Annotated in this window: 24 protein-coding genes and 1 pseudogene; 9 read left to right on the top strand and 16 right to left on the bottom strand. The window is 63.9% G+C overall.

Translation table 11 applies throughout. The features are described 5' to 3' along the window. The coding region (locus ABIB78_RS07080; RefSeq protein ID WP_429022975.1) for a hypothetical protein at nucleotides 1–700 on the top strand (700 nt) is incomplete at its 5' end. Between the two features lie 148 nt (nucleotides 701–848). Here ABIB78_RS07080 and ABIB78_RS07075 read toward each other — a convergent pair. From ABIB78_RS07075 to ABIB78_RS07055, 5 genes and pseudogenes are all read right to left on the bottom strand, one after another. After that, nucleotides 849–1181, bottom strand: a complete 333-nt coding sequence (locus ABIB78_RS07075; protein WP_429022973.1) for a PRC-barrel domain-containing protein — start codon at nucleotides 1179–1181, stop codon at nucleotides 849–851. Between the two features lie 225 nt (nucleotides 1182–1406). Continuing rightward, nucleotides 1407–2345 (bottom strand): cytochrome D1 domain-containing protein, encoded by a 939-nt coding sequence (locus tag ABIB78_RS07070; RefSeq protein ID WP_429022972.1) that lies wholly within the window; start codon nucleotides 2343–2345, stop codon nucleotides 1407–1409. Between the two features lie 2 nt (nucleotides 2346–2347). Beyond that, complete coding sequence (locus ABIB78_RS07065) at nucleotides 2348–2887, bottom strand: SRPBCC family protein (protein ID WP_429022969.1); 540 nt, start codon at nucleotides 2885–2887, stop codon at nucleotides 2348–2350. A gap of 157 nt (nucleotides 2888–3044) precedes the next feature. After that, nucleotides 3045–3515, bottom strand: coding sequence for an AAA family ATPase (locus tag ABIB78_RS07060; protein ID WP_429023017.1), 471 nt, complete (start codon nucleotides 3513–3515; stop codon nucleotides 3045–3047). A 69-nt stretch (nucleotides 3516–3584) separates the two neighbouring features. Continuing rightward, a pseudogene (locus ABIB78_RS07055) lies at nucleotides 3585–3689 on the bottom strand (AAA family ATPase); the annotation flags it as partial. A gap of 291 nt (nucleotides 3690–3980) precedes the next feature. On the opposite strand from ABIB78_RS07055, the gene ABIB78_RS07050 reads away from it, so the two are divergent. Next, nucleotides 3981–4304, top strand: coding sequence for a hypothetical protein (locus ABIB78_RS07050; protein ID WP_429022966.1), 324 nt, complete (start codon nucleotides 3981–3983; stop codon nucleotides 4302–4304). A gap of 558 nt (nucleotides 4305–4862) precedes the next feature. Here the strand turns inward: ABIB78_RS07050 and ABIB78_RS07045 are convergent. The 5 genes from ABIB78_RS07045 to ABIB78_RS07025 form a co-directional block, all read right to left on the bottom strand. Further along, the gene (locus ABIB78_RS07045) at nucleotides 4863–5738 is read right to left on the bottom strand and encodes a PCC domain-containing protein (protein ID WP_429022964.1); all 876 of its coding nucleotides are present in this window, start codon (nucleotides 5736–5738) and stop codon (nucleotides 4863–4865) included. Between the two features lie 4 nt (nucleotides 5739–5742). Further along, complete coding sequence (locus ABIB78_RS07040) at nucleotides 5743–7401, bottom strand: acyl-CoA synthetase (RefSeq protein ID WP_429022961.1); 1659 nt, start codon at nucleotides 7399–7401, stop codon at nucleotides 5743–5745. Nucleotides 7402–7611: 210 nt separating this feature from the next. After that, nucleotides 7612–8013 (bottom strand): SPW repeat protein, encoded by a 402-nt coding sequence (locus tag ABIB78_RS07035; protein ID WP_429022959.1) that lies wholly within the window; start codon nucleotides 8011–8013, stop codon nucleotides 7612–7614. A gap of 180 nt (nucleotides 8014–8193) precedes the next feature. Then, nucleotides 8194–8418 carry a tetratricopeptide repeat protein gene (locus ABIB78_RS07030; RefSeq protein ID WP_429022957.1) on the bottom strand — a complete coding sequence of 75 codons (225 nt, stop codon included), beginning with the start codon at nucleotides 8416–8418 and terminating at the stop codon, nucleotides 8194–8196. Between the two features lie 7 nt (nucleotides 8419–8425). Continuing rightward, nucleotides 8426–9169 (bottom strand): tetratricopeptide repeat protein, encoded by a 744-nt coding sequence (locus ABIB78_RS07025; protein ID WP_429022954.1) that lies wholly within the window; start codon nucleotides 9167–9169, stop codon nucleotides 8426–8428. A gap of 100 nt (nucleotides 9170–9269) precedes the next feature. Between ABIB78_RS07025 and ABIB78_RS07020 the strand changes: the two genes are divergently transcribed. After that, nucleotides 9270–9542, top strand: a complete 273-nt coding sequence (locus ABIB78_RS07020; protein ID WP_429022952.1) for a GNAT family N-acetyltransferase — start codon at nucleotides 9270–9272, stop codon at nucleotides 9540–9542. A 13-nt stretch (nucleotides 9543–9555) separates the two neighbouring features. Here the strand turns inward: ABIB78_RS07020 and ABIB78_RS07015 are convergent, their stop codons facing one another. Together ABIB78_RS07015 and ABIB78_RS07010 are read right to left on the bottom strand one after the other, a co-directional pair. Then, complete coding sequence (locus ABIB78_RS07015) at nucleotides 9556–10347, bottom strand: fumarylacetoacetate hydrolase family protein (RefSeq protein ID WP_429022949.1); 792 nt, start codon at nucleotides 10345–10347, stop codon at nucleotides 9556–9558. A gap of 102 nt (nucleotides 10348–10449) precedes the next feature. Then, entirely contained in the window at nucleotides 10450–10863 is a 414-nt protein-coding gene (locus ABIB78_RS07010; protein WP_429022946.1) for a DUF3597 domain-containing protein, read from the bottom strand. A gap of 289 nt (nucleotides 10864–11152) precedes the next feature. On the opposite strand from ABIB78_RS07010, the gene ABIB78_RS07005 reads away from it, so the two are divergent. Together ABIB78_RS07005 and ABIB78_RS07000 are read left to right on the top strand one after the other, a co-directional pair. Next, entirely contained in the window at nucleotides 11153–12064 is a 912-nt protein-coding gene (locus ABIB78_RS07005) for a DUF2189 domain-containing protein (protein ID WP_429022944.1), read from the top strand. Nucleotides 12065–12294: 230 nt separating this feature from the next. Continuing rightward, a complete protein-coding gene (locus tag ABIB78_RS07000) occupies nucleotides 12295–13110 on the top strand; it encodes a lytic murein transglycosylase (RefSeq protein ID WP_429022942.1) in 816 nt (271 codons plus the stop codon). A 143-nt stretch (nucleotides 13111–13253) separates the two neighbouring features. Here ABIB78_RS07000 and ABIB78_RS06995 read toward each other — a convergent pair whose 3' ends face one another. Beyond that, nucleotides 13254–13538 (bottom strand): hypothetical protein, encoded by a 285-nt coding sequence (locus ABIB78_RS06995; RefSeq protein WP_429023016.1) that lies wholly within the window; start codon nucleotides 13536–13538, stop codon nucleotides 13254–13256. Nucleotides 13539–14270: 732 nt separating this feature from the next. Between ABIB78_RS06995 and ABIB78_RS06990 the strand changes: the two genes are divergently transcribed. From ABIB78_RS06990 to ABIB78_RS06975, 4 genes are all read left to right on the top strand, one after another. Further along, the gene (locus ABIB78_RS06990) at nucleotides 14271–14423 is read left to right on the top strand and encodes a DUF1127 domain-containing protein (RefSeq protein ID WP_428123677.1); all 153 of its coding nucleotides are present in this window, start codon (nucleotides 14271–14273) and stop codon (nucleotides 14421–14423) included. 109 nt (nucleotides 14424–14532) lie between these two features. Further along, nucleotides 14533–15966: a methylenetetrahydrofolate--tRNA-(uracil(54)-C(5))-methyltransferase (FADH(2)-oxidizing) TrmFO gene (gene trmFO, locus ABIB78_RS06985; RefSeq protein WP_429022939.1), complete on the top strand. Its 1434-nt coding sequence runs from the start codon at nucleotides 14533–14535 to the stop codon at nucleotides 15964–15966. 5 nt (nucleotides 15967–15971) lie between these two features. Continuing rightward, nucleotides 15972–17075 (top strand): serine/threonine protein kinase, encoded by a 1104-nt coding sequence (locus ABIB78_RS06980; protein ID WP_429022937.1) that lies wholly within the window; start codon nucleotides 15972–15974, stop codon nucleotides 17073–17075. A 75-nt stretch (nucleotides 17076–17150) separates the two neighbouring features. After that, nucleotides 17151–17435, top strand: a complete 285-nt coding sequence (locus ABIB78_RS06975; protein WP_429022934.1) for a DUF1488 family protein — start codon at nucleotides 17151–17153, stop codon at nucleotides 17433–17435. Nucleotides 17436–17506: 71 nt separating this feature from the next. Here the strand turns inward: ABIB78_RS06975 and ABIB78_RS06970 are convergent, their stop codons facing one another. From ABIB78_RS06970 to secF, 3 genes are read right to left on the bottom strand one after another with little or no spacing between them, the layout of a single operon-like run. After that, nucleotides 17507–18370 carry a phytoene/squalene synthase family protein gene (locus ABIB78_RS06970; RefSeq protein WP_429022933.1) on the bottom strand — a complete coding sequence of 288 codons (864 nt, stop codon included), beginning with the start codon at nucleotides 18368–18370 and terminating at the stop codon, nucleotides 17507–17509. Then, nucleotides 18367–18750 (bottom strand): Mth938-like domain-containing protein, encoded by a 384-nt coding sequence (locus tag ABIB78_RS06965; RefSeq protein ID WP_429022930.1) that lies wholly within the window; start codon nucleotides 18748–18750, stop codon nucleotides 18367–18369. The genes ABIB78_RS06970 and ABIB78_RS06965 overlap by 4 nt, the downstream gene beginning before the upstream one ends. Before the next feature lie 6 nt (nucleotides 18751–18756). After that, nucleotides 18757–19785, bottom strand: coding sequence for a protein translocase subunit SecF (secF, locus tag ABIB78_RS06960; protein WP_429022928.1), 1029 nt, complete (start codon nucleotides 19783–19785; stop codon nucleotides 18757–18759). Nucleotides 19786–19795: the final 10 nt, after the last annotated feature.

Raw genomic sequence — 19795 nt, 5'->3', positions numbered from 1 at the left:
GGATGGCAAACCCTCGCCACAAAACCCATCGATCAGCCAATTGACCTTGCCGCCTGAAACGATAACTTCATGTTACCCGGAGAATTCGCCAAGCCGAATTCCAACCGCATTCCGGACGGCACCCGATGCACAATGTCGGGTTGATTCTTGCCATCTATCTGCGATCCACGAGTCAGTCGAGTTTCTTAGGGAGCACAGCGCGTTTCCAACCGCTGACCTCGACGTCGAAACAGCCGTTAGATGGACGTTTTCTCAAAATGGAATGTTCAACGGATACAGCGACACTCCAGCGTCGCGAGCTTTGAACTATTTTACCCGACTGTTCGTCGACGCGTATCGAAACGATGAATTATCGGATCTTGTCTGGGCGTTCGCTGGAATTGAGGCGCTAATCGTTGAAGCCGGCCGTTCCTCTGTTGGACAACTCAAGGAAAAACTGATCGCGCTATTTGGAGAAACAATTGACCAAGGATGGTTAGCTAAGATGATAGCAGCCTCCTATGATTTTCGTTCGCGAATGATCCATGGAAATCGCCAAATCCGTTCGTTCTTCCGATCAGGCGAGGATGAAAGCACGAAACGAATCGACGAAGAATACGATAGCCACCGATTCGCGATTGGAATGTTTGTGTTGATTCTTCGCTTCGTCATGGCGAATGACTTAAATGCGATGCACTTCAGGACCATGCTTGCAGAGTAACGAGTAGCCCGGATGAGCGAAGCGACATCCGGGACTATCGGCCGGACAGCTTGACTGCTCCCGCATGTCGCGGAGCTTGTCAACGGGCGCGCGTTCGCGCGACCGTTGGCTCATGCGGGCTACAGAAACCCGCCCTCTCATCCTCGCGCTACACCGCCCAATAGTTCGGGTGCGTATACGACTGCGAGCGGTCGCCCCAGTCGAATGCGTCGCCGTCGAACTCGGACGGCCCTGCGCGCAGCTCCTCCAGCGTCACCTCGGCCTCGAAGGCCTGCCGCGTGGGATCAAATCTCAGCGCGGTCCATCTGACGGGATAGTGGTGGTGGGTACTCAGCAAGCCGCCGGTCCTGACGATGGCGTAGGCCACCGTTCCGCTCACCTTGTCGAGCATCAGCCGCTCGATCAAACCGAGTTTTGCGCCGTCGCGCCCGTAGACGCAGACATGCTCGACCCGGTCACTGGGCACCAAGGTATGATGCATGGCATCCTCCCTGTTTTCTGGTGTTTGCCAGATAATATAAGCCTATCGTCCCGAGGAGCCAACGGGGCGCCGGGCAAGAAGCTTACGGCGGATGAGCAAGCGTGGGGCGGATTAGCCGACGGGTCCGCCCGCAGGGTGGCCGATGACAGGCTCCGCGTAATCCGCCAATCCGAGCGGCAACAACGGCGGGTTACGCCTGCGGCTAACCCGCCCTACCCACCGCCCCTACTCCGTTCTTCTCAGAAACGCCCCGAACGCGCGCGGGCCGTCGCCGACCTTGATCTCGCCTGTGACCTTCATCTCGGCAGCGTCGATCACACTGAGCGTGTTGCTCTCCCAGTTCGCGACCACGATCCGCTTGCCGTCGGCGGTCGCCTCGATGCCTTCGGGGTAATCGCCGACCGTGATCCGCTTGAGCGGCTGCAATGTCGCGAGGTCGAACACGCTGACCTTGCCGTCATACTGGTCGGTGACGAAGCCCCGGCCCTGCGCCAGCGCCACCGCGTAGGGGCGCAGGCCGACACGGACGCGGCCGATCTCGCGCGCCGTGGCAATGTCGATGACGGAGACGTCGTTGGAGCCGACATTGGCGGTGTAGGCGCGCTTGCCCTCGGCATCAACAGCGACGCCGAACGGACGCGTCCCGACCTTCACGATCCCTCGCCGCTCCCGCGTGGCAGTGTCGACGATCGACACGCTGTCATCGTCGCGGTCCGCCGAGAGCAGCAGTTGCCCGTCCGGCGTCACGGCGAGCCCGGACGGTGACGCGCCGACCGTGATGCTGCCCACGACCCGCTGCTGCTTCGCGTCGATCACGCGCACCGCGGCGGCGTACCAGTCGGCGACATAGACCGTCGCGCCGTCGGGTGCGACGGCGATGCCGAGCGGGCCCCCTCCAACGTCGACCCGGCCGACCACCTTCCGCATCGACGCGTCGACCACCGTGACCGCCTTGGCATCCGGGCTCGTCACATAGGCGAAGCGGCCATCACTGCTGACGGCGACGCCCGCGGGCTTGCCGCCGATCGCAATCGTCGCGACCGGTTTCGAGGTCGCGAGATCGACCACCGTGAGATCGTCGCTGAGCTGGTTGGTGACGAACGCCTCCTCGGCGCGCGCGCCGCTGAAACTGGCGAGCAACGCCAGCAGCGCGATCGCGCGCATGCTCAGCTTCCGCTCTCGATCTTCTTCTTCAGCGCTTCGAGGCCGGCCTTGTAGAGCCCGCTCACCGCCTTCACCGCGGCCTCATCGCTCAGTTCCGGCGGCGGATCGTTGTTGGGGAAGCCGCGATAGAACGCGCCGGCCCATTCCAGCTTCGCCTTGCCGCCGGGCGCCGGCGACACCGACAGCGTCGAGGAATAATTGGTGACCGGCAGCACCTTCACGTCGACGGCCGTGATCCGGTACGAATAGCTCATCATCTCGGGCTCGTATTTGTAGAGTTCCTCGTCGACGGTGGCGCCGGGCGCCAGCGTCAGCCGCCGCGTGGCGCCGATCTCGTTGCCCTTGTCGCCCTCGGTCTTGCTGACACCGGCAAGCCAGCTCATGTCCTGGAAATTGCCGATCACCGCCCACACCTTGGCCTGCGGCGCGTCGATCTCGATCGATTCCCGCACCTTCTGGCGGGTCGGCCCGTGGGCCCAGGCGGCCCCCAATACAGCCAATGCCGCCACCACGACGCCAGCTCGCGCGATTATCAGCCTCATCCTTGTCTTCTCCCGGTATGTGTCGGCCATGCACCGCCCGGCGCGTGCCGCAGTTTATGGTTCGGGTTTTAGACCGGCTCGGGGACCGGCTGCTTGCACCAGAGCGAAGTCGCGCCCGGCGGCTTCCCCGGGAGGCAAGCCCGCCCGGGCGGCGGTCTCACTCCTCGATCGCCGCCTCGACGAACCCTTTCGGATCGTCGCAGAACTCGCGCATGACCTTGTAATGATCGGTGTCCCTCAGGTTCACCGCCTCCAGCCCGTATTTCGTCAGCCGCAGCAGCGTCGCATTCGGATAGGCCATCAGCATCGGTGAATGCGTGGCCATGATCACCTGGCAGTGGCCGGTGCCGTTCATCCGGTGCAGCAGCTTGAGGAATTCGATCTGGCGCGACGGCGACAGCGCGGATTCCGGCTCGTCGAAGATGAAGATGCCTTGCCGCTGGCAGCGCTCCTCGAAGAAGCGCAAAAAGCCTTCGCCATGCGAATGCGACAGGAAGTCGGCATAGGGGCTGGCGACAGAGTCGAGATATCTGGCGACCGAGTAGAAGCTCTCGGCGCGGAAGAACCAGCCATTGGTGATTTTCGGCAGCCAGCTCGCGCGGAGCGCGGTCGCAAGCGAGCCGCCCATTTCCTCGACCGCATTGCTGTGATCGACCGGCATGTAGCCCTTGCCGCCGCCGGCGTCATCATAGCCGGCCATCACGGCGATCCCCTCGAGCAGCGTCGACTTGCCGGTGCCGTTCTCGCCGACAATGATGGTGATCGCCTTGTCGAAGCTGAGTTCGAAGTCGTCACGCAGCAGCGGCAGCACGAACGGATAGGCGTCGCGGTTCGGAATGCGCGCGGGATCGAGCCAGAGCCGCCGCAGATACGGCGCGGGCATGTTGATCGGGCGGTTTCGTCTGGCCATCGGCGTCCAACATTCGAGGGCTCGGCGTCTCGGAACTCACAATCCCAGATCGACATAGACCCGTCAAGAACATAACAGGAACAATTAAACCCGGACTGACGCCCGGCGTTGTCGATGCGTCGTGCTGAGGAGGCGCGCAAGCGCCCGCCCGCAGCCGCCCCCCTTCAACTGAGGCCCGCGCCGATGCCCAGCCCCAACTATGGCCTGTTCCGCAAGGCGATCCTCTCCGAGCAACAGGTCGTCTGCATGTATGAGGCCCGGCCGCGTGAGCTCTGCCCACACATCATCGGGCACAACAAGAAGGGTGAAGATGTCGTGCTGGCCTGGCAGTTTGCCGGCGAGAGTTCAGGCCCGTTGCCGCAATGGCGCTGCTTGCGGCTCGCCAACGTCAGCGATATCAGCCTGCGCGAGGGCCGCTGGCACGAAGGCGGTTCGCACCGCACCGCGCAGACCTGCGTCAGCGAGATCGACCTCGACATCAACATCCATGTGCGCAAGCGGCGGTGAGCGGCCCATACATCTGAGTTGCCCGACGGCGCAAGCCCCTGCGGCAAAAATATTTCGCTTTATCCGAAGCGCAACTCGGTGTATGAATTGCCCGTCTCACCCGATCGAGGGGCGCTGCGCATCGTCACGGGTGTTGCGGTGAGATGCGGTGGACGCGGATCGTGCGACTGACGAGAGCACGTGAAGCGGACGGCGAAGTCGTGCAGACCTGACGCCCTAGTGGCAGGTATCCTCTCGCAAGGCGCGCAAGCGTTTTGCGAAAGCGGTGACAAAAAAGCCAAGTCTCGCCGGGGTGAGCACGTATAAGCCGTAAACCATCGCGCAGGGAAAGCCGGGATGTTTCCGGTAACACCTGTGGTCCTACCTCCCGAGCTTTCCATTTGCTCGGGACCCATGGGTGCGATCGGCACCCGGCTTTCCCTGCGCCCTCTGTTCCCAGAGTGGCGAAACGAAGAGCAAAGCTCGGGCGGATCATGTCGCGAGAATGCGGATGTTTGACTCACAGGCGGCGCCACACACTCGCCGTCGTACCGGCGAAGGAGATGGACCGCCCCGCCCCTACGGCTGCTCCACCTCTTCCAGCACCTCAAGCACGAGCTCCATCGTCATCAGCACCGGATTGTCGCCACGCACCAGCCGTCCGTCGGCGATGCCGCCGAGATAGTCGACCAGCGCGATGTCGAGCTCGGCATGCAACAGGCCATCCTCGTCCGCCGCGATTTGCCCCGCGGTCACCGCAAGCTCGGTCGCGAACGGCACCACGCTGTGGCCATCGCTGAAAACAGCACCGATGGTCGAGCCGACGCCGCCATGCAGCCGCGCGCGCAGGATGCCGTGCTGACGGCAAAAGCCTTCCAGCGCACAGGCAAAATCCTGGTTCGGCCGCAGCCGCAGCGCGAAAGCATGGCTCGTGGTCTTCGCCCCGCGCGGCGCGGTCGCGACCGGACCGAACAGCTTGAAATTGGTCTCGCTGTCGGGCTCGGCCAGGAACGTCGCACCATCGATCCCGAACGCACTGACCTCGAACGGCTCGGCGACAATGGTTTCATCCGGCAGCATGTGCCCGCCGCTGAAGCGGCCGTCGGCCTCGGTCCACAATCCGTGGCAGTGAAGGTACGGCCCGCCGTCACGCTCGCCGAAGGTCAGCGCCGCGAGCTTGAGCCGCGTCACACCGTCGGGACGGAACGTGTCGCTGTAGAACGCGGCATTGACGCCGTCCTTCGACAGCGCCGGCATCACATAGGCGAACGGTCCGAGCGCGCCGCCCCTGGCGTTCAGCACGCCGCCGGAAAAACCCTCCGCCGCAAAGCCGCGGCGCACGGCCTCGAGCAAGGGAATGCCGGCCTCGAGCACGAATGAAAAGGCACGGCCGCGCGCGGCGACCCATTGGATGCGCTCCGGGATGGGAGCGCCAGGCTGGGCGATGCCGCGCATCGCCTTAAGCGCCCGTCGATTTGGCTGTTACCTCAAGCAGCCCGCGCGCCTCGAGCTCGTCGCGGATCAGCCGCTTCGGCACCTTGCCGTAGCCGGACTTCGGCAGCGCCTCCCAGAAGAAGAAGCGCTTCGGCATCTTGTAGCGCGGCACTTTTGGCGCGAGATACGCCGCGAGTTCCGCCTCCGCGACCGCGTCCACGCCCTCGCGCGCGACGCAGACGGCGATACCGACCTCGCCCCAGAACGGATCGGGCACGCCGAGCACGGCGACCTCGCCGACCGCGGGATGGGTCAAGAGCTTTTCCTCTATCTCGCGCGGATAGATGTTGGAGCCGCCGGAGATGTACATGTCGGAGGCACGGCCGGTGATGTAGACAAAGCCCTCCTCGTCCATATGGCCGAGGTCGCCGGTGCGAAACCAGCCGTCGCGAAACGCCTTCGCATTGGCCTCGGGGTTATCGTAATAGCCGGCGAACACACCGGGGCCGATCACGCAGATCTCGCCGGTCTCGTGCGCCTTCAGCTCGCCCCCGTCGTCGCCCTGGATCGAGACCTGCATGCCCGTGCGCTCGAAGCCGCAGGTGCCGATCCGCGCATGCGGTCCGTCCTCGGGATCGTGCAGGCCGGGCGGCAGCACGGTGATGTTGCCGGTGACCTCGCCGAGGCCGAAATACTGCACCAGCACGCCGCCGAGCTTGTGCAGCGCCGCCTTCTGGTCCTCGCGATACATCGGCGCGCCGGCATAGATGATGTAGCGCAGCGAGGAATGGTCGTGCTGGTCGGCGGCGGGATGCTCGACCATCATCTTCAAAATGGTCGGCACGGTGAACATGTTGCTGACGCGATGCCTGGCGATCAGCCGGAACGCTTCCGCGATGTCGAACTTCTCCGACGGCAGCAGGATGGTCGGCACGCCGCGCGCGGTCTGCACCAGCTGATGCACGCCGGCGCCGTGCGACAGCGGCGCCACCACCAGCGAGGCGTCGTCTTCGGTCGTGCCGGGCATCAGGTCGGCGAGATGGTTGGTGATCACGAAGGCCATCTGGCCGTGGGTCAAGACCGCGGCCTTGGAGCGGCCGGTGGTGCCGGACGTGAAGAAGAACCAGCAGGGATCGTCGTACTCGACCGGCGTATTGTCGACCACGGCGCCGGCGTGCTTGGCGATGACGTCACAGAGCGTCGCCTCGCCGAACGTGCCTTCCTCGCCGAAGCTATTTTGCTCGCCGATCCGCCAGACGAACTCAAGCGCGGGATTGGCGGCCGCCTTGGCATGCTCGGGGAAATCGGCATGGCACAGAAACGCCTTGGCGCCGGAGGCTGTCGCCAGATAGGCGACCTCGTCCGGCATCAGGCGGAAATTGGTCGGCACCCAGACTGCGCCGAGCCGGAAGGCCGCAAACATCGACCAGAACATCTCGTCGCAGTTCTTGGAATGCACCAGGATGCGGTCGCCCTTGACGATGCCGCGCGCGGCGAGCGCGGCCGCCAGTGCCGAGACGTTCTGGTCGACATGGCGCCAGGACCAGGCCTTCTCGTTCCAGATGAAGCCGGGACGATCGCCGTGGCGGCGGGCGTTCTGGGTCAGGATGTAGGCGAGGTTCATCACCCGGCGCGACACCCGCGCGATCCCGCCGCGCGGTGCGGTCACAGCCGTCCCGCTCATTGCCGCCCCGCCGATACGCACAACAGACAGGGCATGGTCAGGACGGTCATCGGGTGTTTCCTCGGTCAGAACCGGGCGTCTTCAAGCGCCGCAAGGGGTTGGTGCCACCCGGTTTATCGCCAAGCCGCCGCGTTCGGCAAGGCCCGCCCAGCGCTGCGCGATGATACCGCGCGGCGGCGGCTGCCAACCCGTTGGTGCTTGCCCAGACCGCTACTGCGGATGCCTGGCCAGTTCCTGCTCGCTCAGGTTCCAGTCCTGCCAGAGCTGCAACGCGCCGATCACTGCGACCAGTGCGCCGAGCAGGATGTGCCAGAACTGCAGCGCGTGGTCTTGGGAATAGCTGAAGATGAAGGGCGAGGCGATCAGCCAGAGGCCGAGCACGATGCCCGCGACCTCCTCCCAACGGTGCAGCGCGACATATTCGAGCTGGGCCAGGCCCAGCACCAGCATGCCGACCATGAAGCTGTTGAGGACCAAATGGCTGCGCTCGATATCGACAGCGCCGCTCACCTGCATCGGAAACCACGGCGAGACCATGATCAGCACGCCGAGCAGCATGCCGACCCAGTCCTCCCAGGGACGGTGTGTGTTGAAGAAGCGATTGTCCGACATGACGAACCTCCTTGCGACAAGGGGCATACGTCAGCGGCCGGTCTCATCACTCCGTACCAAACGACCATCCGGCCGCATCAGGGGCGTATGTCTGAGAGCAAACGTAACCGAACCGCGTCCGTCCGCAAGGCCTGTCCCGCGTGTGTGCGACGCGGCGGAGGCGATGCGGCTGGCAGGACGTCACCGCGCCCCGCCCAGACGCGCCAGCGCCGCCTTGGCGCTCTGCAGATCGGGCTGCAGCCCGAGCGCCTTGCGGAAATCGGCCGCCGCCCCCTTCTTGTCGCCGAGCCGCAGCTTGGCCTGGCCGCGGTTGTTCCAGGAATAGACGTCGCCCGGATCGTATTGCAGCGCCATGTCGTAATCGGCGAGCCCGCCCTTGTTGTCCCCCTGATAGAGGCGGATCATGCCGCGGTTACGCCAGCCGCGTGCATCGGTCGGCGCAATCTTCGCCGCCTCGCCATAGTCGGCGGCGGCACGATCGAGCTGCTCGGTATCGCGCGGCGGCACGATCGAGCTGCTCGGTATCGCGATAGACATTGCCGCGGTTGATATAGGCGAGCACGTTGGGCTCGAGCTTGATCTCGATGGTGTAGTCGGCGATCGCGTGCGCCGCGTCGCGCTTGCGATAGTAGACGAAGCCGCGGTTGCCATAGGCGGTGGCGAGCTGCGGGTTGTATTTGATGGCGAGGCTGAGATCGGCCAGCGCGCGGTCGAGATCGCCCTTGTTGAGCCAGGCATCGCCGCGATTGTTGTAGGCCAGCGCGAACGCCGGATCGATGCGGATCGCCTCGTCGTAGTCGGCGATTGCGTGATCGAGATCATGCTTGAAGGCGTAGACCCGGCCGCGATTGGTGTAGGCGCAGGCATAGGCCGGATCGAGCTTGATGGCCTCATCGAGGTCGGCGAGCGCGGCATCGAGCTCGCGCTTTTCCGTCAGTCCATGGCCGCGGTTGCAATAGGCCCCGGCCAGCCGCTTGCCGGTCTCGGTCTTGCCGTCGATCACCGTGGTGCAGGCGGTCACGCGGTCGCCGGGCGCCGTCGTCCGGCCGACGCAGGCCTGCCAGCTCGGATCGTCGGCGGCGGCCGCTTTCGGGGGATTTGGCAGCGTCAAGGCGGCGCCGAGCAATGCGGCGGTCAGACAGGCCAAAATGCGCATATTGTCAATCCACAAATGCCAATTTGCGGGTTGGTCGCGGCTTTGCACCGCTGGGTTCACGCGCTTAGATCGAGGCGGGTAAAACAACCGGGATTTTGCGATGACTGCCGTCCGCGACAACAAGGCCGAGATGCGCTTCGAGCTCGACACCGAGGGCGGTCTCGCCTTTGCAAATTACCGGCGGACGCCCTCGGCCGTCATCATCACCCATACCGAGACACCGCGCGCCCTGCGCGGCCGCGGAATCGCATCGGAGCTGGTCAAGGGCGCGCTGGAGTTGATCCGCGCCGACGGCCACAAGGTGATCGCCGGCTGCGGCTTCGTGGTTGACTACCTCAACAAGCATCCGGAAAACGCGGATCTTGCCGGCTGACGCCTGCCTGTCGTCAGACGATCTTGATCGACATGTCGGGCAGGCCCTCGAGCTTGCACAGCAGCACGTCGCCCTTGACCACCGGACCGACATTCTCCGGCGTGCCCGAATAGATGATGTCGCCAGCCTTCAGCTCGAATGCCTCGGAGAGCTTTGCGATCTGCTCGGCGACGCTCCAGATCATGTTCTTCAAGTCCGAGCTCTGCCGCACCGTGCCGTTGACCGCGAGAGAGATCGCGCCTTGCGTGAAATGGCCGGTCTTGCTCGCCGGATGGATCGGCCCGAGCACCGCCGCGTGGTCGAAGCTCTTGCCGATCTCCCACGGCTTCTTCTCCGCCGCCATGCCGTTCTGCAAATCGCGCCGCGTCATGTCGAGCCCGAGCGCATAGCCATAAACGTGGTCGAGCGCCTTGTCGGCGGGAATGTTGCTGCCACCGGATCTCAACGCCGCGATCAGCTCGACCTCGTGGTGATAGTTCTTGGTCAGCGACGGATAGGGATGATCGGCGACCGTACCGATCGCGACGTTCTGGATCGCATCCGTCGGCTTCTGGAAGAAGAACGGCGGCTCGCGGGTCGGATCGGAGCCACGCTCGATCGCATGCGCGGCGTAGTTGCGGCCGATGCAGTAGATGCGGCGGACCTGGAACACCTCGGTAGCGCCGACGATCGGGATCGTCACAGCCGGTACCGGAAACATCGCCTTCGGCGCGGTCTCGGCATGGGCCGGCGCGGATTGCGCGGCGGCACCGGCCAGCGCGAGGGCGCCGGTCGCAAGCATCGTCCGGCGATCGAGATCAGTCATGGGCGTTCTCCTTCTTGTTGACCGATCTATAGAGGCTCGCCGAACCATAAAAAAGGGCCCGCGTCGGCGCGGGCCCTGGCCGTGTGCGGGATGATGATCCCGTCAGTGCTTGATATCCGCGGGCAGCTTGCCGCCATTGGCCGCGAGCTTCGTCATCACCTGCTTGTGCAGCCAGATGTTCATGCTGGCGGAGTCGCTGGTGTCACCGGTGTAGCCGAGCTCCTTGGCCAGCTCCTTGCGGGCCGACAGGCTGGAGTCGATGTCGAGCGCCTTCATCAGGTCGACGATCGAGGTCCGCCACTCGAGCTTCTCGCCCTTCGCGGCCACGGCCTTGTCGAGAATCGGGGCGACGTCGACGGACTGTGCGGGCGCCGCACCGGCTGGCACCGCGGCAGGAGACGGCGATGCGCTGCCGGATCCACCGGCGGGAGCTGCGCTTGTCGCCGTTCCGCCGGCGGGCGTTGCGCTGGCGCTGCTACCGAAGATCGCGCCCATAATTTTTCCGAAAATGCTCATCGTTCGCTCCCAAGAGAGTTGAGATGTGAAGGCCAGACGGCGCTGAGACGCCTGACCGAGGTCGCAGTTCAAGTGTATCGCCCCCTCCATAGCTTGCCAATGCGACATTCACTTAAGCGTGAGTGCTTTTGGCGCGGTTTGGGCGTAGCCTCACTGCACAGTTCGCGACACGGCCAGTTCCCTGCTCTTGTCTTTCGCGTCTGGCTTGCTCGTGATCGCTTCGAGAGACGGTACGCTTGTGCCCGCATGACGGGCGCAGAATGCACCCGCTCAGAGGGAGACAACGACCATGGCCACTCCATACCAAGGCAATGTCAGATCGATGACGCAGAGCGGACAGGACGCCGCATCTGCGCCGGTTGTCCGAACCATCGGCCTGTCCGATTTGCATCATGCGCTGCGTCTCGGCTGGGAAGACTTCAAGGCGGTGCCAAGCCACGCCATTATCCTGTGTCTGATCTATCCCGTGCTCGGCATCGTGCTTGCGCGCACCGTCCACGGCTATTCGGTGCTGCCCCTGCTGTTTCCATTGGCCGCGGGCTTTGCCCTGCTCGGCCCGTTTGCCGCCATCGGCCTCTACGAGATGAGCCGCCGCCGCGAGGACGGCGGAGAAGCATCTGCATGGGATGCGCTGGAGGTATTCCGCTCGCCGTCATTCGGCGCGATGCTCGGGGTGGGAACGCTGCTGTTCGCACTGTTCGTGACCTGGATCGCCACCGCCCAGGCGATCTACACGGCGGTGTTCGGCTTTGAGACGGCGGCCAATATTCCTGATTTTGCCGAGCGCGTGCTGACCACGCAGCAAGGCTGGTGGTTGATCGTGGTCGGCTGCAGCGTCGGCTTTCTGTTCGCGCTCGTCGCACTTTGCATCAGCGTAGTCGCCTTCCCCATGATGCTCGACCGCCAGGCAAGCGCCGGCGAAGCCATGGTGACGTCGATGCGCGCCGTCGCACAGAACCCGGTGCCGATGGCGGCCTGGGGCCTGATCGTCGCGGCGCTGCTGGTGCTGGGTACGATTCCGTTCTTCCTCGGGCTTGCCGTGGTGATCCCGCTGCTTGGTCATGCCACCTGGCATCTCTATCGCGCGGTCATCGTCAAGGATCCGAATGCGCATCCGGTGATCCCCGAACCGCGCCCGCGCAAGCCCGCCGCGGACTTCCCGGCCAACCTGTTTCCGTGGCGGCGCGGCGATCGCGGATAAGCGCCGGCCGAACATGAACTCGTGACGTTGCAAGCAGCCGCCGGCCGAAATTGGGCCGGCGGTTTGTCGTTCCCGATCGTCAAATGGATGTGAAATTGGCGTGGCATTTGCAGTGGTGCCTGAGATAAACGGCTTGATCACGAGCCTTGTTTTGGCCGCTGTTGCCGCGAACATACGCCCCGGTTTCCGCGACCAAGCAATGACATCGCAGACTCCGGAGTGAATTGCCTATGACCTCTCGCCTTTCCTTTCGCGCGCTCGCCATCGGCGCGTGGCTCCTGACCTCGACGGCATCGGCGCTGGCCGCCCAATGCGGCACGGGCACGTTCGAGTCCTGGCTCGACGATTTCAAGAAAGAAGCTGTGGCGAAGGGCATTTCGCAGAACGCGATCCAGACCGGGCTGAATGGCATCACGCAGGACAAGGCGATCCTGGCGCGCGACCATTCGCAGCAGGTATTCAGCCAGACGTTCGAGCAGTTCTCGGGCCGCATGGTGCCGCCGCGGCTCAATCGCGGCTCCGATATGATGAAGCGTTACGGCTCCGTGCTGTCGCGAATCGAGGAGGCCTACGGCGTGCCGGGCGAAATCCTGGTCGCGATCTGGGGGCTCGAGACCGATTTCGGTGTCAACACCGGCAAGTTTCCGACCCTGCGCTCCCTGGCCACGCTGGCCTATGATTGCCGCCGCTCCGACATGTTCAAGGCCGAGCTGATGGATGCGCTGCGCATCGTCGAGCGCGGGGATCTCGCGCCACAGGAGATGCGGGGTGCCTGGGCCGGCGAAATCGGCCAGACCCAATTCATGCCGTCGTCCTATATCAAGTTTGCGGTCGACTTCGACGGCAACGGCAAGCGCGATCTCTTGCACAACGTGCCTGACGTGCTCGCGTCGACAGCGAACTTCCTGAAGAGCTATGGCTGGAAGCAAGGCAAAGGCTGGGAGCCCGGCAGCGAGAATTTTGCTGTGATCCAGCAGTGGAACAAGAGCGAAGTATACGCCAAGACGATCGGCTACTTTGCTAGCCAACTCGCCAAAGCGCCATAGCACTTTGGAATTCGCAGCGGCGGCGAGCCAAGGACGAGAAGCGCGAACTTCAACTCTGGCTCGAGCGGCGCCGATCTTGCTCCGCCTGAATCAATAAGGGCCGATCGCCCCCGGCGATCGGCCCTTATCACCATGATCAATACTTACTTCGCCATGCTTGCTTCTGCAGCCCTGCCGAGGTGCGCGCCGCATGCGCTCCACTTGTTGTTCAGCATCGCATCCTGGGCAAGCGAGACTTCCCTCTCCGCCGCGAATTTGACCTCGTTGTCGGCCATGGCTTCGACAGCGGCTTCGGTCTTGCCGAGATTGGCACCGCTGCAGCCCATGCCCATATGATGGGGATGAGCGGCCTGAGCGGGAGCGACGGCGTAAGCAACGGCAGCCACGGTGGCTGCTGCGATCAATGTCTTGATCATGGGATGTTCCATCTTTTGTTCTTGAACAGAAACCAGCGTGATTGCGGAATCTGCGGAACGATTATTCGCTGTTCCCGGCACCGTTCAGAATGAACTTGGCGCGATTCAAATGTGATGAGCGCTCCGCGCGCATCGCGCATGCGTTGCATAATGTTTTGATTACATGTCGGTAAGGAAGCGGTGCCGCAATAGCCTTGTTGTGCGTATTCACTTCAATCGAAAGACATTTCCGATAATCAGCACACCACCTGCGCAACGGGCCGCTTGAGAGCCGGATATCCGGCAGCTGAAGGATCGAATTACCTCCAGCGTCAATGCGGCCGATTGACGCTGCGATGCTTGGCATCCTTGACGCCATACAATGAATCAAAAACCACTTTAACGTCACCTCGTTGCATGCGAATCACGCATGGAACACATCGTAGTGACTCCCGCTACAGGCGCCAGTCCGGACTTGATCGAATGGTCCTCGATTGCCATCTGTGGTTGGTCCAGTGACGTCACAGGACTTCAGTTAGTATATTGATATTATGGGTATTTTTGCAAGATTTGCGGTCTGGACGAACCTTCCGTTCATAGGCCGGTTCCGAATGCGCGAAACGGTTAATCGAAACTTACTGCTGTCATGCGTTTTGAGCTTAGCTGCATCGCAACATCGGAACTACCGCACTGCACTATACCATCTATATTCACTTCAACGATGACGCTTTGGAAAAGCTGAATCTGAACTACTAGGAGACTACCATGTTGCTCTCGCTCATCCGCATGATCCAGGCTTTCCGGGATTATCAGCGCAATGTCAGCGAACTGTCCCAGCTCAGCGATCGCGAACTGGCCGATATCGGCCTCGACCGCTCGGACATTCCGCGCGTTGCCTCCGGTACCTACAACGGCTGACCGGCCGTAAGCCATCTGATGACGGATAACGCCCGCTCCTGCAGCGGGCGTTATCGTTTTTGGCGCGGTTTCAGATGCATATGGGATCAAAACGCGCTAACGCTGCGCGATGACACCGCATCAATCCTTTTCCCAACCCGTGCACATTGTGGGCGCGGGCCTCGCGGGCTCGGAAGCCGCATGGCAGGTCGCCAATGCCGGCGTCCGCGCCGTCCTGCACGAGATGCGCCCGCAGCGGATGACCGAGGCGCATCGGACCGACGGCTGCGCCGAACTGGTCTGCTCGAACTCGTTCCGCTCCGACGATGCCGCCAACAACGCCGTCGGGCTGCTGCACGCCGAGATGCGCCGGCTCGGCTCCCTCATCATGCGCTCGGCCGATGCCAATCAGGTGCCCGCCGGCGGCGCGCTGGCGGTCGACCGCGATGGCTTCTCCGCCGCCGTCACCAAGGCGCTCAACGAACACCCTCTAATCGAGATCAGCCGCGAGGAAGTCGCAGGCCTGCCGCCGGCCGACTGGAGCAACGTCATCGTTGCGACCGGTCCCCTCACCTCGGCCCCGCTCGCCGACGCCGTTCGGCAGCTGACCGACGAGAGCGCGCTGGCGTTCTTCGACGCGATCGCGCCGATCGTACACAAGGATTCCATCGACATGTCGGTGGCCTGGTTTCAGTCGCGCTACGACAAGGTCGGCCCCGGCGGCACCGGCGCCGACTACATCAATTGCCCGATGACCAAGGAGCAGTATGACGCCTTCGTCGCTGCGCTGCTCGACGGCGAGAAGGTCGACTTCAAGGATTGGGAGACCAACACGCCCTATTTCGACGGCTGCCTGCCGGTCGAGGTGATGGCCGAACGCGGTCACGAGACGCTGCGCCACGGGCCGATGAAGCCGGTGGGATTGACCAATCCGCACAATCCGACGGTCAAGCCGTATGCGATCGTCCAGTTGCGCCAGGACAACAAGCTCGGCACGCTCTACAACATCGTCGGCTTCCAGACCAAGCTGAAGCACGGCGCGCAGCAGCGCGTGTTCCGCACCATTCCGGGCCTTGAGAACGCGGAGTTCGCCCGCCTCGGCGGCCTGCATCGCAACACCTTCCTGAATTCGCCAAAGCTGCTCGACGGGCAGCTGCGTCTCCGCGCGCAGCCGCGGCTGCGCTTCGCCGGACAGATGACGGGCTGCGAGGGCTACGTCGAGTCGGCCAGCGTCGGACTGATCGCCGGCCTCTGCGCTGCCGCCGACGTGCGCGGCGCCGCACTGACGCCACCGCCCGCCACGACCGCGCTCGGCGCGCTGCTCGGCCACATCACCGGCGGCCATATCGAATCGATCGATGCCGGTTCGCGCTCGTTCCAGCCGATGAACATCAATTTCGGTCTGTTCCCGCCGCTGGCCAGTCCTCCGACCAAGAAGCCGGACGGCTCGCGGCTGCGCGGCAACGAGAAGACCGTCGCCAAGAAGCAGGCGATGAGCGCGCGGGCCCTCGCCGACCTCGACCACTGGATCGCAGAGCGCCTGCGCGTTGCGGCAGCGGCCTGACAGTCATGAGCTTGCCGAAAGACGACGACGCCACCCTGTCGGCGCGATGGAGCCAGGGCGTGCTGCTCAAGCGCGATGTGTTCTCAACCGTCGAGCGCGGCCGCTTCCGCGCCGATGACGGCGAGGTCGACGGCGTGCTGCGCCGGCTCGATCAGGTGCCGCTCTGGTCGTTCGGGCTGGCGCTGCATCTGTTCTCGCGCGAACGCCGCGCGCTAACCTTGGCGCGCGACCTCAACGTCGGGCCAAAGCTGTTGTGGGCAGGCCGGCGCGCGCTGGTGCGTGGCTTCATCGACGGGGCGGCGCTGCATCTGGCGAAGCCACATGGCGACGCCGCCTATTTCCGTTCCGCCAAGGCCGCGCTGCGCAAGCTGCATCGCGCCGGCATCTGCCACAACGACCTCGCCAAGGAGCAGAACTGGCTGGTCGGCCGCGACGGCCGCGCCTATCTCACCGACTTCCAGCTTGCCGCCTGCTTCAAGACCCGAAGCCAGCTGTTCCGCATCGCGGCCTATGAGGATCTGCGGCATCTGTTGAAGCACAAGCGCAGCTACGCGCCGGAGGCGTTGACGCCGAAGGAGCGCAAAGTGCTCGCGAAGAAGTCCGCGTTCGCCAGCATCTGGCTCAAGACCGGCAAGAAGGTCTACCAGGCGATCACGCGCGGCCTCTTCAATTTCACCGACCGCGAGGGCGGCGGCCGCCGGCTCGTCAACGACGCCCCGGTGCTGATCGATTTGATCCGCAAGAATCCGGACGTGCGCGACACCGCGATCGTCGCCTTTGCCGACCGGCGCGTCGGCGTCGGACTCTACGCCTTCGTCGAAGCGGACCAGTCCGCGCTGGAAAAGACACTGCGCGGCGAGCTTGCCGCGGCCAAGGGCGTCAAGCCGCCCGAACACATCCAGATCGTGCATGCGCTGCCGCGCGATGCGGCCGGCAAGCCGCGTACCGAGATCCTGCAGCTCGTCGCCATGAACCAGATCGACCTGATCGAGCCGATGATGCGCAGCGACGCCGATCGCGAGTTTTTCAAGGACATCCTCGAGCAACGCAAGAACCTGCGCGATCGCTTCAATTTTGAAGTGGCCGAGATGGATCGTCCGGCGCGTTAAAGCGCGCCCACTCTCGACAAACGCAGCTCGAAGCGCCAATCTTTCGAGGGCTAGCGCGCTCAAGGGACAAGCTTAATGCCACTCACCCGTGGCCGTATCGGGGGATATGATTCCGAACGCCTGGCGTTCGGATTCACCATGATGTACGGCGACCAGGAAATTGAATGCCGGATCAGCGACGCCGCAATGGACGAACTGGCCGGCACGCGTGGAACGGCGAGCATTGCCCGGCAGGCGCAATTCGTTGCGCTGCGCGACGCTATCGAGATGATCGCATCCGACATTTTTGACAGCGGTCCGGTGGTCAAGGGTGCGACGATCCGGATATTCACCAAGCACATCTCGAAGGAGCCGAGTTGAGCATCATCTCCGCGCAAACGCTACGCGTTTGTCGCGAGCGAAAACCGCTTCGCACTTTTCGGGATGATGCGTTAGCGACCGAACTCCTCGGTGCGCGCAGCTCGCCACAACGTCCAGAGCGTGCGCAGGCGTGAGACCGGCTTCGGCAGGAACGGGTCGTTGTCGGCTCGCCTCGCCCGGTTCAACTCGCGCCTGATATGGGCGAGCGGTAGGAAGATCGGCCTCACGCCGGATGGCACATCGGCCAGCAGCCCGAAAGCGGTCTTGAGGTTGCCCTGGGCCTCGTCCGCAAGCTGATCGATCGCAGCTCGGATGTTCGGCGTGGGCTTGCCGGCAAACACCTCCTCCTTGCTGCTGCCGTGCTGCTGCAATAGCTGCAGCGGCAGAAACAGCTGCTGCCGTGAGGCGTCGCGGCCAAACGCCGCGATGACCTGCGCCATGCCCTGGGCGAGGCCGGCATGACGGGCCAGGTGATCGATCGCCTCCGACGGCCGCGCCACCACGCGCGTGGCCTGCGAGAACAGCGCCGACGCCGTGGCATCGAGGTAGCCCTCGAGCGCGGCAAGCGACGGCATCGGGTCGTTGTAGAGATCGAACTGATGCTCCTCAACCAGCTGCGAGAACGGCGAGACCGGCAGGCGGTGATTGCGGATAGCATACAGCAGCTCGGCTGCGACCGGATTGCCCTCGACGCCGCCGTGCCCGGCGCCGGCCAGCATGTCGGTCCACCATTGCAGCCGCATCTCGCCGGGCAGCGGTTGGCTGACCTGCTCGTGCACGCGCGAGACCTCGATGTTGAAGGCGTAGATCGCGAGCAGCGCCCGCCGTTCCGGCCCCGGCATGAACAGGGTCGACGCGTAGCGCACGAAGTCGTGGGTCCGCACCAGATCGGCGCAGAAGGCCGCGCCGTCTTTCGGCGCCTCCATCGTGCTCATGGCACCGCGATCAGCGCCGCCGCGACGCGACGCCGCTCACCAAGCATGATGTTATAGGTGCGGATCGCAGGTCCCGTCTGCATCGGGTCGAGCACCACCCGCACTGCGCGCAGGGCTTCGCGAAGGCCCTTTGGCGGCACCCAGACCTCCGTGCCGCTGCCGACGATCAGCGTGTCGATCGCATTGGCTGCCGCGAACACCTTTTGCAGCGAGTCTTCATCGATCTCCTGGGGCCTCGTGACCGGCCAGGCCCAGATCGAATCAGGCAGGCACAACAGCGAGCCGCGGTGCGACATATCGGCGAAGGCGAAGCCGCCCTTGCCGTAGGCCTCGATCGGCGCCGACCTCGGAAGATGGGGAGCGTCCGAGGAGTTGCTCATGACCGGCTACTTCTTGGCTGCCGCCGCGTCCGGCTTCTTGGCGGGCGCGTCCTGCGCCTCGCCCCGCGTGGTGTGAACACCGAGATAGATCAGGATGGGCGCCGCGATGAAGATCGAAGTGTAGGTGCCGACCAGCACCACGCCGAACATCATCACGGCAGTGAAGCTATGGATCGCCTGGCCGCCGAACAGCAGCAGCGCGAGCAGCGCCAGCGTTACGGTGACGTGGGTGATGATCGAGCGCGACAGCGTCGAGTTGATCGATTCGTTCAGCAGCTGCGGCATCGGCATCTTCTTGTAGCGCCGCAGCATCTCGCGGATACGGTCGTAGATCACGACAGTGTCGTTGAGCGAATAGCCGAGAATCGTCAGCAGCGCCGCGATGCTGGTGAGGTCGAAATCGACCTGGGTGATCGACATGAAGCCGATCGTGAGCACGATGTCGTGGACGTTGGCGATCATGGCGCCGAGCGCGAACTGCCACTCGAACCGGAACCAGAGGTAGATCAGGATGCCGACAATTGCGAGCATGAGGCCGAGCATGCCGAAAGCGAGCAGCTCGCCGGAGACCCGCGGCCCGACCACTTCGACGCGGCGATAGTCGACGGATTCGCCGAGCGCACCGCGGACCTTGCCTACCGCCTCCTGCTGCGCGGCATCGCCGCCCGGCTGTTCGGCGACGCGGATCAGGACTTCGGCCGGACCACCGAATTGCTGCAACTGCACTTCACCGAGCCCGAGACCGTTCAAGGTCGCGCGCATCGCGCCGATGTCGGCTGTACCGGACTTGGCCTGTACCTCCAGCAGCGTACCGCCCTTGAAGTCGATGCCGAAATTCAGGCCATGGGTGAAGAATAGCGTGATGGCGAGAATCGAAAGCAGCGCCGAGATCGGGAAGCTGATGCGACGAAAGCGCGTGAAGTCGAAATGCGTGTCGTCAGGCACGATGCGCAGCGACGGCATCAGGCCGAGCGCCGCGACCACGGTCAGCACGGTGATCAGGATGCCAAGGCCAATGAGAACGGTATGAGTCACAATAGGCCTC

The organism is Bradyrhizobium sp. I1.14.4 (assembly GCF_050435825.1).
GTDB lineage: Bacteria > Pseudomonadota > Alphaproteobacteria > Rhizobiales > Xanthobacteraceae > Bradyrhizobium.
This window is presented reverse-complemented; position numbering and strand designations above follow the sequence as displayed.

Excerpts from the sequence above, each read along its gene's own strand:
- ABIB78_RS07075 (WP_429022973.1), bottom strand. The coding sequence starts at position 1,181 with ATGCATCATACCTTGGTGCCCAGTGACCGGGTCGAGCATGTCTGCGTC.
- ABIB78_RS07070 (WP_429022972.1), bottom strand. The coding sequence starts at position 2,345 with ATGCGCGCGATCGCGCTGCTGGCGTTGCTCGCCAGTTTCAGCGGCGCG.
- ABIB78_RS07065 (WP_429022969.1), bottom strand. The coding sequence starts at position 2,887 with ATGAGGCTGATAATCGCGCGAGCTGGCGTCGTGGTGGCGGCATTGGCT.
- ABIB78_RS07060 (WP_429023017.1), bottom strand. The coding sequence starts at position 3,515 with ATGGGCGGCTCGCTTGCGACCGCGCTCCGCGCGAGCTGGCTGCCGAAA.
- ABIB78_RS07050 (WP_429022966.1), top strand. The coding sequence starts at position 3,981 with ATGCCCAGCCCCAACTATGGCCTGTTCCGCAAGGCGATCCTCTCCGAG.
- ABIB78_RS07045 (WP_429022964.1), bottom strand. The coding sequence starts at position 5,738 with ATGCGCGGCATCGCCCAGCCTGGCGCTCCCATCCCGGAGCGCATCCAA.
- ABIB78_RS07040 (WP_429022961.1), bottom strand. The coding sequence starts at position 7,401 with ATGAGCGGGACGGCTGTGACCGCACCGCGCGGCGGGATCGCGCGGGTG.
- ABIB78_RS07035 (WP_429022959.1), bottom strand. The coding sequence starts at position 8,013 with ATGTCGGACAATCGCTTCTTCAACACACACCGTCCCTGGGAGGACTGG.
- ABIB78_RS07030 (WP_429022957.1), bottom strand. The coding sequence starts at position 8,418 with ATGATCCGCCTCTATCAGGGGGACAACAAGGGCGGGCTCGCCGATTAC.
- ABIB78_RS07025 (WP_429022954.1), bottom strand. The coding sequence starts at position 9,169 with ATGCGCATTTTGGCCTGTCTGACCGCCGCATTGCTCGGCGCCGCCTTG.
- ABIB78_RS07020 (WP_429022952.1), top strand. The coding sequence starts at position 9,270 with ATGACTGCCGTCCGCGACAACAAGGCCGAGATGCGCTTCGAGCTCGAC.
- ABIB78_RS07015 (WP_429022949.1), bottom strand. The coding sequence starts at position 10,347 with ATGACTGATCTCGATCGCCGGACGATGCTTGCGACCGGCGCCCTCGCG.
- ABIB78_RS07010 (WP_429022946.1), bottom strand. The coding sequence starts at position 10,863 with ATGAGCATTTTCGGAAAAATTATGGGCGCGATCTTCGGTAGCAGCGCC.
- ABIB78_RS07005 (WP_429022944.1), top strand. The coding sequence starts at position 11,153 with ATGGCCACTCCATACCAAGGCAATGTCAGATCGATGACGCAGAGCGGA.
- ABIB78_RS07000 (WP_429022942.1), top strand. The coding sequence starts at position 12,295 with ATGACCTCTCGCCTTTCCTTTCGCGCGCTCGCCATCGGCGCGTGGCTC.
- ABIB78_RS06995 (WP_429023016.1), bottom strand. The coding sequence starts at position 13,538 with ATGGAACATCCCATGATCAAGACATTGATCGCAGCAGCCACCGTGGCT.
- ABIB78_RS06990 (WP_428123677.1), top strand. The coding sequence starts at position 14,271 with ATGTTGCTCTCGCTCATCCGCATGATCCAGGCTTTCCGGGATTATCAG.
- trmFO (WP_429022939.1), top strand. The coding sequence starts at position 14,533 with ATGACACCGCATCAATCCTTTTCCCAACCCGTGCACATTGTGGGCGCG.
- ABIB78_RS06980 (WP_429022937.1), top strand. The coding sequence starts at position 15,972 with ATGAGCTTGCCGAAAGACGACGACGCCACCCTGTCGGCGCGATGGAGC.
- ABIB78_RS06975 (WP_429022934.1), top strand. The coding sequence starts at position 17,151 with ATGCCACTCACCCGTGGCCGTATCGGGGGATATGATTCCGAACGCCTG.
- ABIB78_RS06970 (WP_429022933.1), bottom strand. The coding sequence starts at position 18,370 with ATGAGCACGATGGAGGCGCCGAAAGACGGCGCGGCCTTCTGCGCCGAT.
- ABIB78_RS06965 (WP_429022930.1), bottom strand. The coding sequence starts at position 18,750 with ATGAGCAACTCCTCGGACGCTCCCCATCTTCCGAGGTCGGCGCCGATC.